The 14131-nt window shown below is 66.9% G+C and carries 12 protein-coding genes; 4 read left to right on the top strand and 8 right to left on the bottom strand.

Annotated elements, in window-relative coordinates; genetic code table 11:
* Positions 1 to 2 precede the first annotated feature (2 nt).
* The 8 genes from ruvC to IE116_RS09935 all read right to left on the bottom strand — a co-directional run bounded on the left by ruvC (position 3) and on the right by IE116_RS09935 (position 8157).
* On the bottom strand, positions 3 to 566 hold the full coding sequence (gene ruvC / locus IE116_RS09970; RefSeq protein ID WP_189612019.1) for a crossover junction endodeoxyribonuclease RuvC: 564 nt from the start codon (positions 564 to 566) through the stop codon (positions 3 to 5).
* 4 nt (positions 567 to 570) lie between these two features.
* A complete protein-coding gene (gene purH / locus IE116_RS09965; RefSeq protein WP_189612017.1) occupies positions 571 to 2160 on the bottom strand; it encodes a bifunctional phosphoribosylaminoimidazolecarboxamide formyltransferase/IMP cyclohydrolase in 1590 nt (529 codons plus the stop codon).
* 101 nt (positions 2161 to 2261) lie between these two features.
* Entirely contained in the window at positions 2262 to 2498 is a 237-nt protein-coding gene (locus tag IE116_RS09960) for a helix-turn-helix domain-containing protein (protein WP_179585725.1), read from the bottom strand.
* Positions 2499 to 2520: 22 nt separating this feature from the next.
* Positions 2521 to 3525: a tRNA dihydrouridine synthase DusB gene (gene dusB, locus IE116_RS09955; RefSeq protein WP_189612015.1), complete on the bottom strand. Its 1005-nt coding sequence runs from the start codon at positions 3523 to 3525 to the stop codon at positions 2521 to 2523.
* A 201-nt stretch (positions 3526 to 3726) separates the two neighbouring features.
* Positions 3727 to 5010 carry an FAD-dependent monooxygenase gene (locus tag IE116_RS09950; protein WP_189612013.1) on the bottom strand — a complete coding sequence of 428 codons (1284 nt, stop codon included), beginning with the start codon at positions 5008 to 5010 and terminating at the stop codon, positions 3727 to 3729.
* A gap of 5 nt (positions 5011 to 5015) precedes the next feature.
* The gene (locus IE116_RS09945; protein WP_189612011.1) at positions 5016 to 6365 is read right to left on the bottom strand and encodes an aminopeptidase P N-terminal domain-containing protein; all 1350 of its coding nucleotides are present in this window, start codon (positions 6363 to 6365) and stop codon (positions 5016 to 5018) included.
* A complete protein-coding gene (gene murU / locus IE116_RS09940) occupies positions 6362 to 7078 on the bottom strand; it encodes an N-acetylmuramate alpha-1-phosphate uridylyltransferase MurU (RefSeq protein WP_189612009.1) in 717 nt (238 codons plus the stop codon). The genes IE116_RS09945 and murU overlap by 4 nt, the downstream gene beginning before the upstream one ends.
* Complete coding sequence (locus IE116_RS09935) at positions 7078 to 8157, bottom strand: aminoglycoside phosphotransferase family protein (RefSeq protein WP_189612006.1); 1080 nt, start codon at positions 8155 to 8157, stop codon at positions 7078 to 7080. Before IE116_RS09935 ends, murU begins: the two co-directional genes overlap by 1 nt.
* Before the next feature lie 145 nt (positions 8158 to 8302).
* On the opposite strand from IE116_RS09935, the gene IE116_RS09930 reads away from it, so the two are divergent.
* The 4 genes from IE116_RS09930 to rsmA are packed head-to-tail and all read left to right on the top strand — an operon-like array spanning position 8303 to position 14126.
* Positions 8303 to 10681 carry an LPS-assembly protein LptD gene (locus tag IE116_RS09930; protein WP_229828082.1) on the top strand — a complete coding sequence of 793 codons (2379 nt, stop codon included), beginning with the start codon at positions 8303 to 8305 and terminating at the stop codon, positions 10679 to 10681.
* A gap of 51 nt (positions 10682 to 10732) precedes the next feature.
* On the top strand, positions 10733 to 12244 hold the full coding sequence (locus tag IE116_RS09925) for a peptidylprolyl isomerase (protein WP_189612004.1): 1512 nt from the start codon (positions 10733 to 10735) through the stop codon (positions 12242 to 12244).
* Positions 12241 to 13350: a 4-hydroxythreonine-4-phosphate dehydrogenase PdxA gene (gene pdxA, locus IE116_RS09920; RefSeq protein WP_189612002.1), complete on the top strand. Its 1110-nt coding sequence runs from the start codon at positions 12241 to 12243 to the stop codon at positions 13348 to 13350. Before IE116_RS09925 ends, pdxA begins: the two co-directional genes overlap by 4 nt.
* Positions 13347 to 14126, top strand: a complete 780-nt coding sequence (gene rsmA / locus IE116_RS09915) for a 16S rRNA (adenine(1518)-N(6)/adenine(1519)-N(6))-dimethyltransferase RsmA (RefSeq protein WP_189611999.1) — start codon at positions 13347 to 13349, stop codon at positions 14124 to 14126. Before pdxA ends, rsmA begins: the two co-directional genes overlap by 4 nt.
* Positions 14127 to 14131: the final 5 nt, after the last annotated feature.

Genomic DNA, 14131 nt, shown 5'->3' with positions numbered 1-14131 from the left:
GGTCAGGGATTTCCAATCATCCGGCCGTTGCGCATGCGGGTGCCGCGACGGCCGAAAGCGGGTTGGTCGAGCACGCCCGCGGCCCGCAGGCGGTCAGCCAGCGGCGCAGCGTGGGCGTGACAGATGGCGCAGGCAAGGGCGTCGGCCGCGTCGGACGCAGGCGCGCCGTCGAGGGCAAGCAGATGCTGCACCATCGACTGCACCTGTTCTTTCGCGGCGCGTCCGGTGCCCACCACCGATTTCTTGATCTGCAGCGCGGTGTATTCCTGCACGCCCAGGCCGCAGTCCACCAGCGCGCAAAAGGCCGCGCCGCGCGCCTGCCCGAGCAGGAGGGTGGACGTGGGATTGGTGTTCACGAAGACTTTTTCGATGGCCGAGGTCTGCGGCGCGTATTCGCGAATGATCTCGCGCAGGCTATCGAGTATGACCTTCAGGCGCGGCCCGAGTTCGTCTTCGGTGGGAACGACGATGGTGCCGCTAGCCACATACCGCAAGCGTGGACCATCGACATCGATCACACCGAAGCCGGTGCGCCGCAAGCCGGGATCCACGCCGAGGATACGCATCCGGTCAGTGGCGGAAATGACGCGTGGCGGTCAGCACCATCGCGATGCCGCGTTCGTCGGCGGCGGCAATGACTTCGGCGTCGCGCATGCTGCCACCTGGCTGGATGACGCACGTTGCACCCGCGTCGGCGACCACGTCCAGGCCGTCACGGAACGGGAAGAAGGCGTCGGACGCCACGGCCGAACCGGCCAGGCTCAGGCCGGCGTTGGCCGCCTTGATGCTGGCGATGCGCGCCGAGTCGATACGGCTCATCTGGCCGGCGCCCACGCCGAGGGTCATGCCGTTGCCCGTGAACACGATGGCGTTGGACTTGACGTACTTGGCCACCTTCCAGGCAAAGAGCAGATCGTCCATCTGCGCGGCCGTCGGCGCGATCTTGGTCACGACCTTGATCTGGTCGCGCGGCACGTTGAAGTTGTCGGGCTGCTGCACCAGCCAGCCGCCACCCACGCGCTTGACTTCAAAATCGTTGGCGCCGTCGCCCATCGGCACTTCGAGCAGGCGAACGTTCTGCTTGGCGGCAAAGATGGCGCGCGCGCCTTCGTCGTACGACGGGGCCAGCATGACTTCCACGAACTGCTTGCTGACTTCCTGTGCGGTGGCCGCGTCGACCGGGCGGTTGAAGGCGATGATGCCGCCAAAGGCCGAGCTGGGGTCGGTCTTGAAGGCTTTCTGGTAGGCGGCAAGCGGGCCGTCGGCCACGGCCACGCCGCACGGGTTCGCATGCTTGACGATCACGCAGGTGGGTGCATCGAACGTGCGCACGCATTCCCACGCCGCATCGGCATCGGCGATATTGTTGAACGACAGTTCCTTGCCCTGCAGCTGCGTGTAGTTGGCGAGCAGCCCGGCGGCCGGCGACGCGTCGATGTAGAAGGCGGCCGATTGGTGAGGGTTTTCGCCGTAGCGCATTTCCTGCGTCTTGCGGACCTGGAAGGTCAGCACGTTCGGGTAGGCGGCGCGTTCCGGCACGGCCGTCTGTTCCGGGTCGGCCGTCATGCTGGTCAGGTAGTTCGCAATCGCGCCGTCGTAGGCGGCGGTGTGCGCGTACACCTTCTTGGCCAGGTCCAGGCGCAGGCCGAACGACGTCACGCCGTCGCGCGTGTCCATTTCGTTGAGCACGCGGGCGTAGTCGCTGGGGTCGATCAGGACCGTGACGCCGCCGGCCTCGGTGCCGTGGTTCTTGGCCGCCGCGCGCAGCATGGCCGGGCCGCCAATGTCGATGTTCTCGACCGCGTCTTCGAATGCGCAGTCGGGCTTGGCGACCGTTTCAACGAAGGGGTACAGGTTCACCACCAGCAGGTCGATGCGGCCGATGCCGTGCTCGGCAATCGCCGACAGGTGGGACTCGGCATCGCGGCGGGCCAGCAGGCCGCCATGAATTTTCGGATGCAGCGTCTTGACGCGGCCGTCCATCATCTCGGGAAAGCCGGTGTAGTCGGACACTTCCTGCACGGGCAGGCCGGCCTGCGCAAGCAGCTTTGCCGTGCCACCGGTGGACAGCAGTTGCACCCCGCGTTGGTTCAACGCCTGGGCAAATTCAACGATGCCGGATTTATCGGAGACGGAAAGCAGCGCGCGTTCGATTTTCATGGTCAGCTAAACAAAGATGCCGCGCGTGGAGGCGGCAGTGAACGGAATGGCGGAGACGGGCACGAGGCCGCGGGGCCGGATCTCAGGCGTGCACCCTGAGGTCAGGCCTTGATCTGGTAGTGGTCGAGCTTCTTGCGCAGTGTATTGCGGTTGATGCCGAGGATCTCGGCCGCCCGCGACTGATTGCCCTGCGCACGGCCGAGCACGACTTCGAGCATGGGGCGCTCGACGGCCGACAGCACCATCTCCCAGACACCGCTGGTGGTCTCGCCTTCGAGGTCCTTGAAGTAGCGCTCCAGGGTCTGGCGCACGCATTCTTCAAGCGTATGTTCTTTCATTTTTTTATCCTTGATGCGCGGTTCAGGCAGCGAGCAGCCGGTCGGGGGCCTGTTCGATCGCATGATCGAACCAGTCGGCAACGGCCTGCCACTGCTCGCGCGTGTTTTCTATCAGGTTCATGCGTGCGCAGAACGCCGGGCCGCCCGCAAGCGCCCCGAGGTACCAGCCAATGTGCTTGCGCGCCGTCCGGACACCGGTGAACTCGCCGTAGAACCGGTAGTGATCGTCCAGGTGCTCGAGCAGCAGGTCACGGATCTCGGTGGGGCTGGGCGGCGCGTGGTGGCTTCCGGTGCGCAGGTAGGTATCGATTTCGCGGAACAGCCAGGGCCGTCCTTGCGCGGCCCGGCCGATCATGACGGCGTCGGCGCCGGTCACCTCCAGCACATGGCGCGCGTCTTCGGGACTGCGGATATCGCCGTTGGCGATGATCGGAATGTCGAGTTCGGCTTTGACCATCGCGATGGTCTCGTACTCGGCCGTGCCGGTGTAGAGATCTTCGCGGGTGCGGCCATGGAGCGCCAGCGCGGCAATGCCGATGTCTTGCGCACGGCGCGCGACGCGCAGCACGTTGCGGTTGGCGCGGTTCCAGCCGGTGCGGGTCTTGAGCGTCACAGGCACGCCATGGGGCGTGCAGGCCGTGACGACGGCATCAAGAATGCGCGCGACCAGGTCTTCGTCGCGCAGCAGGGCCGAGCCCGCCAGCACGTTGCAGACTTTCTTGGCCGGGCAGCCCATGTTGATGTCGATGATGCGCGCGCCCTTGCCAATGTTGAATACGGCGGCCTCGGCCATCATGGCCGGATCGCTGCCGGCGATCTGCACCGCGACCGGCTCGCTTTCGCCGTCATGGTCCAGCCGGCGCGCTGTTTTTACGCTGTGCCAGAGCTGCGGATTGCTGGCGGCCATTTCCGAGACGGCATGCCCCGCGCCCAGACGCTTGCACAACTGCCGGAAAGGCCGGTCCGTCACGCCAGCCATGGGCGCGACAAACACATTGTTGGGCAGATCGTAGGGACCGATACGCATGACGTGTGGCGCCACGTTCCCGCAGGATGGGGAAGGGCGCGCCGGAGGAAATTGGAAATGGGGGTGGATTGTACCGCTCCGGGCCGGCAGGTGGTTGTAGCGACGCCCCATGGGCGGCGGCGCGGCGCGGATCGGGCGGCGCGTCGGGCGCCCGGACCCCCGGAGGCTCTGGCAACAGGCGCCCCAGGATAGGTTCGCCGGTTACGCCCGGGCGCCTTCCATCATCTGGCGGGCAAGGGGTGTACGCACCGTGCGCGACAGGTCCAGGGTGAGCAGCGCCAGGCCGCAGGCATGCTCGATGGGCGAAAACCCCGTGGCGAAGATGCGTGGCATCAGGTCTGTCAGGCCTGCCGTCAGCCACCGGTCGGCGCGACGTGCCTGGGCATACTGCGCCAGCAGCGGACGCGGATCGCCGCCGGTCTGCCGCAGCGCCGGCGCGAGCGCCTGCGCCAGCCGAGCGGCGTCGCGCAGGCCCAGGTTCAGGCCCTGGCCGGCAACCGGGTGCAGGGTTTGCGCGGCATTGCCGATTACCGCGATGCGGCGGTCGACGATCTGTTTCCTGACATTGATGCCCAGCGGATAGGTGTGGCGCGGCCCCGCGACGGACAAGGTGCCCAGGCGCGTACCGAAGGTCGCGTTCAATTCCGCGGCAAAGGCAGGGTCGTCCATGGCTGCCAGCACGGCGGCGCGGTCGGGCTGGCAGCACCAGACCAGGGCGTAGCGGCCGGATGCGTTCGCGCCTGCGCCGGGCTGGCTCGGAAAGGGCAGCAGGGCCAGCGGGCCTTCACGGGTGAACCGTTCGAAGGCCCAGCCCGGACGGGGCCGTTCCGCCGTGACGGTGGCCAGCACGGCGTGCTGGTCGTAGTCGCGGTGGACGTCTTTGGCTTCCTGCTGGTCGAAGGTGCCGCCTTCGGCCTGGACCACCGCGGCGCTGGTCCACGCCGCATCGCCCAGGGTCAGGTGGACGGCGGTGTCGTCTTGCGAAACGATGGTGGCTGCGCCGGTGCGCACCGTCACGCCCGATGCCGCCAGCGGATCCGCCAGCGCCTGCATGATGGCGCCGTAGGACTGGACGGTGCCCAGCGCGTCGACACCAAAGTCGGCATGCGAAATATGCGTGCGGCCCAGCCGTCCGCGCTGCGACACGTGAATGTCGGCAATGTTTGCGCCGCCTTCAGGCCAGGCGCCCAGGCTTTGCAGCAAGACGCGGCTGCCGTGGTTCAGGGCCATCACCCGCGGGTCGAGGGCGGCTGGGTTGCTGGCAGGGGGACTGGGTGCGATCGAAGACTGCGGGGCGGTGCGGGATGCCAATGGCCCCGAAGCGAATGCCGACACGTCAGCCGCTGGCGTGGTCGGCGCCACGGCCCGTTCGGGCCGGCAGAGCACGATGCGCTCGGGCCGTGGCGTAAGCCGGGCCAGCAGCAGGGCGAGCGTCGTGCCGACGGGGCCGCCGCCCAGGATGGTGATGTCGGTATCCGGGACCATGGCCATTACCCCCGCATCAACGCTTCGATCTCGCCGGCGTCGACCGGCACGCCGCGCGTGATCAGTTCGCAGCCATCCGGGGTGACGACAGCATCGTCTTCGGTGCGGATGCCGATATTCCAGAACGCTTCTGGCACGTCGTCGCCAGGCCGGACGTAGATGCCGGGTTCGATGGTCAGCACCATGCCCGCTTCCAGCTTGCGCCAGGGGCGGGGGGCGTCGGCGGTGTGCGGCGCGCCGGGCTCACGGTAGTCGCCCACGTCGTGCACGTCCATGCCGAGCCAGTGGCCGGTGCGGTGCATGTAGAAGCGGCTGTATTGCTGCGATTCGATCACGCCGTCGAGCGACCCGGTCAGCAGGCCTTCGTCGATCATGCCCTGGGCCAGCACACGCACCGCGGCCTCGTGGCCTTCGTTCCAGCGCACACCGGGGCGGGTCAGGGCGGCGGCAGCGTCCTGCGCGGCGACGGTCAGGTCGTACAGCGCGCGCTGCGGACCGGTGAACCGGCCGTTGACCGGATACGTGCGGGTGATGTCCGACGCATAGCTGTCCACCTCGCACCCGGCGTCGATCAGCACCAGGTCACCATCGCTCAGGATGGCGTCCCCGGCGCGATAGTGCAGCACGCAGGCATTGGCGCCGGTGGCGACGATGGAGTTGTACGCCACGGCCTGGGCCCCATGGCGGCGGAATTCGTGCAGCAGTTCGGCTTCGACTTCGTATTCGTGCATGCCCGGACGGGTACGCTGCATGGCCCGCACGTGGGCGCCAGCGGAAATTTCTGCGGCGCGCTTCATGATCGCGATTTCAGACGCGTCCTTGAACAGGCGCATTTCGGCCAGCAGGCTGCGCAGGTCCAGCGTGCGCAGCGGAATCAGCGCGCCCGAACGGCCCAGGCCGCGCACGGCGTCCAGCCAGGTGCGCAGGCGGCGGTCGAAGGTGGCGTCGCTGGCCAGCGGGGTGCAGAGCAGCGGCTGGTTGGCGATCAGCTTGGGCAGTTCGGCGTCGAGCTGATCCACCGGGTAGGCCGCGTCAAATCCGTACACCTCTTTGGCGGCATCCGGGCCGACGCGCAACCCGTCCCAGATTTCGCGTTCCAGGTTCTTGCTGCGGCAGAAGAGGATGCTGCGGTCGGTATCGCCCGCGATCAGGACCAGCCAGGCCTGTGGCTCGTGAAAGCCGGTCAGGTAATAGAAATCGCTGTCATGCCGGTAGTCGTATTCGGCGTCGCGATTGCGGACCACTTCGGGCGACGTGGCCAGGATGGCGATCCCGCCCCCCTGCGACCGCAAGGTGTCGAGCACGCGCGCGCGGCGTGCGGTGAAGGGCGAGAAATCTTGCGCGGGAATGCTCATGAACGGATTCCGGTAATCGGGGACTCTCTTGATTGTAGGCTGGCGTCCAGCGCGGCCAGCCGCTCCGGCGTGCCGACGTCCACCCACGCGCCGGTGTGCCGGGCGCCATGGACGCGGTTGTCGTCCATCGCGGCCAGCAGCACCGGAGCCAGGCGCGCGGCGTGGCCGGGCTCGACGCCATCGAACAGGGACGGCGCGTAGATGCCGATGCCCGAGAAGGTCAGCGCCGGGTCATTGCCCCGCGGCAGTACCGAGCCATCCCGCCGCAACACGAAATCGCCGTCGGGATGATGCTCGGGGTTGTCCACCAGCAGCAGCCAGGCCTGGTCCTTCCTGGCCGTCAGGTCTGCCGCGATCGCTTCGGCCTGCCCGGGCGACCAGTCGCACCAGATGTCGCCGTTGATGACCAGGAAAGGCTCGTTCCCCAGCAACGGCAGGGCGTTCTTGATGCCCCCGGCCGTCTCGAGCGCGGTTCCCTCGGGCGAATACCGCAGGCGCACGTGCCACTGCGCGCCATTGCCCAGCGCCGCTTCGATCTGGTCGCCCAACCACGCGTGGTTGATGACGATATCGTGGATCCCGGCAGCCGCCAGCCGCTCAAGGTGCCAGACGATCAGCGGCTTGCCGCCAACCGGCAGCAGGGGCTTGGGCAGGGCGTCGGTCAGGGGCCGCATGCGCTCGCCGCGGCCCGCGGCAAGGATCATGGCGCGCATCAGAACGTATACCCCGTCGTGATCTGCGTCTGATCCAGCTTGTCGAGCAGGCGGATCAGTGGCTTGAATGCGATGTAGCGCTGCGCGACCTGGCGCACGTAGCCGTTCACGCGGGGAATGTGGGCCAGATAGGCTTGCTTGCCGTCCCGATGCGCCAGGCGTGCAAACACGCCCAGAATGCGCAGGTTCCGCTGCAGGCCCATCCATTCATACGCCTGGTGGAACTCGGCAAAGTCGGTCGACACCGGCAGGCCGGCGGCGCGCGCCATTTCCCAATAACGGATGCCCCAATCGAGTTGCTGCGGCTCGTCCCACGTGGTGCGGGCGTCGGTCAGCAAGGAGGCCAGATCGTATGTGATCGGTCCGATCACGGCGTCCTGGAAGTCGATCACGCCGGGGTTGGGGCCGAAGTCGGCGCCCGCGCCCATGGCTTCGGTGATCATCAGGTTAGGCGAATGGAAGTCGCGGTGCACCAGCACGGTCGGCTGGGCCAGGTTGGCGTCGATCAGGGTGGCAAAGACGGTCTGCAGGTCGGCTCGGGTCTTTTCGTCCAGCTCGAATTTGCAGTGTGTGCCCACATACCATTCGGGAAAGAGGCCGAGTTCGGTGTGAAAACGGTCGTAATCGTAATGATCGAGGCCGGTTGTCGCGCTTTGTTGTATCTTTACCAGCGCGCGCAGGGCGTCCAGGTAGAGACGATGCGTGTCCTGCGTCGACGGCGACGCCTGCAAATAGTTGTAGTAGGTGGTGTAGCCCAGGTCGGACAGCAGCAGGAAACCCTGCGTCAGGTCTTGCGCCAGGATATCGGGCACGTTCAGCCCGCCGTCTTTCAGCAGGCCGGCCACGTGCAGGAAGGGTCGGCAGTCTTCCTTGTCGGGCGGCGCATCCATGACAACCAGCGTGCGGTTGGCGGCGTCGACCCGGAAATAGCGGCGAAAGCTGGCGTCGCTGGACGCGGGCCGCAAGCTGTCGGCATCGATGCCGAGATCGGCGGGCAAGGTGCCCAGCCACGTGATGAGTTGCCCGATACGCGGGTCTTGGCCGGGCTGACCGGCACGGGGAGAAGTAACAGGTTCCATGCCTCCTATAATACCGAGCGATACCGTTTCCGAGGTATCTAGTTTGTAGCCGCGCGCGTCCCCCAGTCGCGTATCCTTCCGTTTCGATTTTTGTGTTCTCCCGATACCCGTGCGATTGATCCGGTGGTTCAGCCTATTTACCGCAGTGACTGCGACCCCTTTTGCCTACGGGCAGTCGCCGACGTATGGGCAGTCGGCAACTTACGGGCAGATGCCTTCGTATGGGGGAACGCCCTTCGGGCAGGAGAGCCTGTTCGGCCAGGACGATCCGCCGGTACGTGACATCCCGTTCACCCCGGAGCAGCAGCGCACGAACGCGCCCGCGCCCGAAGCGGCCCAGGGGCAGGTCAGCGGTCCGGGCCTGCGCCTGTCGCCGGCCTTGCAGCCACGGCCCCAGCGCGACCCCGACGACCTTCCCGTCTACCTGGAAGCCGACAGCCTGACGGGTGACGGCGAAAGCAATCTGCGCCTGGACGGCAATGCCCAGATCCGCCGCACCGATACCGTGCTCAAGGGCGACAGCATCGAATACCGGCAGGTCGAAGGCGAGGTCGAGGCCACCGGTGGCGTTCGGCTCACGCGCGACGGCAACGTGGTCAGCGGCCCGCGGCTCAAGCTGAATCTGAATACCGGCACCGGCGAACTCGACAACGCCCGGTTCTTTTTTGGCCTGAACGGCGGCCGCGGCACGGCAGACCATGTCGAGCTGCTGGGGCAGGGCCGCGTACGCGCCGACAACGTCACCTATACCGGTTGCGACTGCGAAGAGCCGTCGTGGGAAATGCGCGCCCGCCGCATCGATTTCGATTACGACGCCGGCGAGGCCACCAGCTACGGCAGCACCTTGTACTTCAAGAGCCTGCCCATCCTGGGCGCGCCCAAGATGTCGTTCCCGATCAGCGACGCCCGCAAGTCCGGCTTCATTTCGCCGACCTTCGGCATTACCAGCAAGAGCGGTCCGCAACTGCTGACGCCGTACTACTTCAACATTGCGCCCAACCGCGATGCGACGATTTCGCCGCGCTACATGGAGCGCCGCGGCCTGCAACTGGGCGGCGAATTCCGCTACCTGGAACCGAACTACAGCGGTGAAGCGCGCGCCACGTACCTGAACAACGACCGGGTCACGCAGACCGACCGCTATTTGTATTCGTTTGCGCACCGTCAGCGCCTGACCGATACCCTGGGCCTGAACTTCAACGTCAACGGCGCGTCCGACGACAATTACTTCCGCGACTTCTCGGTCGCAGGAACGGGCCTGGCGTCGACCGCCACGCTGGAACGGTCGGCCGCGCTGACCTGGAAGAGCGGGTACTGGGACGCCTTTGGCCGCGTGGTCAAGTTCCAGACCCTGCAGGATCCGCTGCTGCCCATCATCCCGCCCTACGATCGCGAACCGCAACTGCGCCTGAACGGCGCGCGCTACGACTGGAACGGGTTCGACGCGCGGGTGGAAGTCGACACCACGCGATTCAAGAACAGCACGCTGATTTCGGGGACGCGCAGCTATGCCTATCCGTCGGTGGCCTATCCCATCATCCGGCCGGGCGGCTTCCTGATTCCCAAGATCGGCATCAACACCACCCGGTATGACGTCGACGCCTACCAGGGCGCCGATGCCTACCGGACCAGCCGCACGACGCCGATCGTGTCGCTGGATACCGGCCTGATCTTCGAGCGCGATGGCCGCATGCTGGGCCAGGACGTGACGCAGACTCTCGAGCCGCGCCTGTATTACCTGCGCGTGCCGTATCGCGATCAGTCGCGCCTGCCCGTGTTCGACACGGCGCTGGCCGACTTCAACTTCGCGCAGATCTTCTCCGAGAACATCTACGCGGGTAACGACCGGATCGCCGAAGCCAACCAGGTGACGGCCGCGCTGACCTCGCGCTGGCTCGATCCCAAGACCGGTGTCGAACGGGCTCGCGTGACCGGCGCCCAGCGCCTGTACTTCAGCGACCAGCGCGTGACGCTGCCGGGCGATGCGGTCCGGTCCGACGGCCGGTCGGATTATCTGGCCTCGGTGTATGGCGCGCTGACCTCCAGTCTGAGCGGCGAGACCACGGTGCAATACAATCCCCAGATCAGCCGGGTGTCGCGCTCGACCGTGGGCGCGCGTTTCAGCCCCGCCCGCGCGAGCACGGTGGCCCTGTCCTACCGCTATCAGCGCGAGTCGGTCAGCGTGCTCGGCCGGGAGCAGATCGACCTGGCCTTCCAGTGGCCGCTCGCCCCGCGCTGGTTTGGCGTTGGCCGCTTCGACTATTCCTTGCTGCAGAACCGGATTGCCGAGGTGGTGGCCGGGGTCGAGTACAACTCGGCCTGCTGTTTTGCCGTCCGCGCGGTGGTCCAGCGCTATGCGGTCGCGACGCGTGATGCGACCACGGCGTTTTTCCTGCAACTCGAACTAAACGGCTTCGCACGGGTCGGTACAAGTCCCATCAACACACTGCGCCGGAGTATTCCGGGGTATCAGGTGATCAACCCGCCGCCTGAGAAAGGCACGGGTTTCGAAAGGTACGAATAAATGCATTCCATGGTTACGCCTCATCCTCTTCGCCTGGCCCGTCGCGCCGTGATGTCCTCTCTGCTGGCTGCGTTGCTGGCCAGCAGCGTGGGCGCCCACGCGCAGGGGCTGCGCCTTCCCGGTGGCATGTCGGGCGGCGGGGACAGTGGCATGTCGTCGGGCAGCGGATCGATGATCTCGCCGCAGGTGACCGAGCCCCAGAGCCCGATACCGCAGTCGCCGACGATGACGACCAACCCGCGCAACGCGCAGCCGCAGCAGCCGCTGCGCTCCGCGCCGGCGCCGACTGCCGCGCCGCGCAAGAGCGGCACGCAGGCCGGTGACTCCATCGCCGCCGTGGTGAACAGCGAGGCGATCACCCGCCGCGAACTGGAACAACGGATACAGGCCGCGACCGCCACGCTGTCGCGCCAGGGCATCCCCCAGCCCGACCCCGAGTCGCTGGAGCGCCAGGTGCTCGAACGCATGATCGTGGAACGCACGCAGATGCAGGAAGCCGCGCAGACCGGTATCCGCATCGACGACTTCCAGCTGGACCGCGCCATTGGCCGCATTGCCGAACAGAACAAGGTCTCGGTCACCGAAATGCGTGACCAGATCGAAAAGGAAGGCCTGCCTTTCGCCATGTACCGCGAAGACCTGCGCCAGGAAATCACGCTGGTGCGCCTGCGTGAACGCGCGGTCGACAGCCAGGTGCAGGTGTCCGAATCCGAGATCGACAACTTCCTGGCCGACCAGAACCAGACCGCACCGTCGCAACTGACGCTTGCCCAGATCCTGGTGCGCGTGCCGGAAGGCTCGTCGTCCGACCGGGTGGCCGAACTGCGCCGCAAGGCCGAGACGCTGCTGAACCAGGCGCGTGGCCCGTCTGACTTCGCGCGCCTGGCTGCGTCGCAGTCCGATGGCGAAGAAGCGCTGCGCGGTGGCGACCTGGGTACCCGGCCGACCGACCGCTGGCCCGGGATCTTCCTTGAAGCCGTCGCCAAGCTGCAACCGGGCCAGATCAGCGGCATCGTGCAGAGCGGCAACGGTTTCCACATCGTCAAGCTGGTGGATCGCAAGACCGGCACCGCCGCGGGCGAAGCGTCGGCCGTGCCGATCCAGCAGACGCAAGCGCGTCACATCCTGATCCGCACGTCGGAAATCATGCCGAACGACCTGGCCCGTCAGCGCCTGGGCGACATCCGCCAGCGGGTGATGGCCGGCAACGTCACGTTTGCCGACATGGCGCGCCAGTATTCCAACGACGCGTCGGCGCCCCAGGGCGGCGACCTGGGCTGGCTGTCGCCCAGCGAAACCGTTCCGGCGTTCGAGCAGGCCATGGATGCGCTCAAGCCTGGCGAAATCAGCCAGCCGGTGCAGTCGCCGTTCGGCTGGCACCTGATCCAGGTCACGGGCCGCCGCACGCAGGACGTGGGCCGCGAGCGCCAGCGCGCTTCCGCCCGCCAGGCGATCTATCAGCGCAAGGTGGACCAGCAGTACGAAGACTGGGCCCGCCAACTGCGCGACCGTGCGTATGTCGAAGTGCGCCTGGGTCCCAACACGGACGCGCCCCTCAATTGACCAGGGCCGCCGCCACGCTTGCCCTGACCACCGGTGAACCTGCCGGGGTCGGACCGGAACTCTCGGTTGCGGCCGCAGCGTGGTTTGCGGGGCTGCGCACGGGCACGGTATCGACCGAAGGCTGGTCGGATGCCGACCTGGCCGTGCTCCCCCGGCTGCGCGCGGCGCGGCTGGTGCTGATCGGCGATCCGGCGTTGCTCGCATCACGCGCGCCGCTTATCGACATTGCTTCTCTGGATGGGGTCACGGTGGCCCCGGTGCCCCTGCGCGCGCCGTCGGAACCGGGCGTGCTGGCGGTCGACAACGGCCGCTACGTGCTCGACACGCTGGATGCTGCTATTGCCATGATCGAAGGCGGCGACGCCGCGGCGATCGTGACCGCGCCGGTGCACAAGGGCGTGATCAACGATGCCGGCGTCGCCTTTTCAGGTCACACGGAATATTTTCAGGAGCACGCCGGCGTCGACAAGGTCGTCATGATGCTGGCCGGCGGCGGCCTGCGGGTCGCCCTGGCCACCACGCATCTGCCGCTGCGCGACGTGCCCGATGCCGTCACGCACGATACCCTGATGCAAGTCATGACCATCCTGGACGCCGACTTGCGGTCGCGCTGGGGCCTGGCCACGCCACGCATCGCCATCTGCGGGCTGAACCCGCATGCGGGCGAGGGCGGGCACCTGGGTCATGAAGAGATCGACGTCATCATTCCGGCCGTCGCCGCGGCGCGCGCTGCGGGCATCGACGTGACCGGACCGTTTCCGGCCGACACGCTGTTCGTGCCCAGCCATGTGGCGGGCTTCGATGCGGCGTTGGCCATGTTCCACGACCAGGGGCTGCCGGTGCTCAAGCACGCCAGCTTCGGTCAGGGCGTCAACATTACTCTTGGCCTGCCGTATGTGCGCACGTCGGTCGACCATGGCACCGCGCTGGATCTTGCCGGCACCGGTCGCGCCGATGCTGGCAGCATGCAGCACGCCATTCTTACTGCGCTACAGATGATTCCCGCCACCGACTTCGACTTGCCTTCTTTGCCCTCTTTGCCTTCTGCGGCCTTGCCTTCCGACGTTGCCGCGCCGTCCGCCACCCCCCGCGGAGCCGCGGCGTGAAGCACCAGGCGCGCAAGCGCTTTGGCCAGCACTTTTTGATCGATGCCAGCATTCCCGACGCCATCGTGCGCGCGGCGGCGCTGCGCCGCACCGATAACGTGGTCGAGATCGGCCCTGGCCTGTCTGCGCTGACCAAGCCCCTGCTGGAAAAGCTGGACCGCCTGCAGGTCATCGAAATCGATCGTGACCTGGCCGCCCGGCTGCGCAAGCAGCACCCCGAAGAACGGCTGCTGGTGACCGAGGCCGACGTGCTGACGGTGGATTTTGCGCAGTTTGGCGACCGCCTGCGTATCGTCGGCAACCTGCCCTACAACATTTCCAGCCCGTTGCTGTTCCACCTGATGCCCTTTGCGGACCAGGTGTTCGACCAGCACTTCATGCTGCAGCGGGAAGTGATCGATCGTATGGTCGCGCAGCCTGGCGATTCGGACTATGGCCGCCTGTCGGTCATGCTCCAGTCGCGCTACGACATGGAAAAGCTGTTCGACGTGCCGCCGGAAGCGTTCGACCCGCCGCCGCGCGTGGTGTCGGCGGTGGTCCGCATGATCCCGCTGCCGCAGGATCGTCCACGTCCGGTCAGTGACGACGCGCTGTCGTTGACGGTGCAGAAGTCGTTTGCCCAGCGCCGCAAGATGCTGCGGCGGGGGTTGGGCGAATGGGCCGCGCTGGTGCCTTGGGACGAGCTTGGCATTGCAGACAGTTCACGCGCCGAAGAACTCTCGGTGGCGCAGTTCATTGCGCTCTCCGACGTCCTGCACAAGGCCGGCGTGGTCTGAGCCCG

Source organism: Pigmentiphaga litoralis, assembly GCF_014651835.1.
Taxonomy (GTDB): domain Bacteria; phylum Pseudomonadota; class Gammaproteobacteria; order Burkholderiales; family Burkholderiaceae_B; genus Pigmentiphaga; species Pigmentiphaga litoralis.
The sequence above is the reverse complement of the archived record's forward strand: the minus strand, read 5'-3'. Positions and strand labels throughout refer to the sequence as shown.

Coding starts and splice junctions, on each gene's coding strand:
- IE116_RS09945 (WP_189612011.1), bottom strand. CDS start 6,365: ATGAGCATTCCCGCGCAAGATTTCTCGCCCTTCACCGCACGCCGCGCG.
- murU (WP_189612009.1), bottom strand. CDS start 7,078: ATGCGCGCCATGATCCTTGCCGCGGGCCGCGGCGAGCGCATGCGGCCC.
- ruvC (WP_189612019.1), bottom strand. CDS start 566: ATGCGTATCCTCGGCGTGGATCCCGGCTTGCGGCGCACCGGCTTCGGT.
- IE116_RS09925 (WP_189612004.1), top strand. CDS start 10,733: ATGTCCTCTCTGCTGGCTGCGTTGCTGGCCAGCAGCGTGGGCGCCCAC.
- dusB (WP_189612015.1), bottom strand. CDS start 3,525: ATGCGTATCGGTCCCTACGATCTGCCCAACAATGTGTTTGTCGCGCCC.
- IE116_RS09960 (WP_179585725.1), bottom strand. CDS start 2,498: ATGAAAGAACATACGCTTGAAGAATGCGTGCGCCAGACCCTGGAGCGC.
- IE116_RS09950 (WP_189612013.1), bottom strand. CDS start 5,010: ATGGTCCCGGATACCGACATCACCATCCTGGGCGGCGGCCCCGTCGGC.
- IE116_RS09935 (WP_189612006.1), bottom strand. CDS start 8,157: ATGGAACCTGTTACTTCTCCCCGTGCCGGTCAGCCCGGCCAAGACCCG.
- purH (WP_189612017.1), bottom strand. CDS start 2,160: ATGAAAATCGAACGCGCGCTGCTTTCCGTCTCCGATAAATCCGGCATC.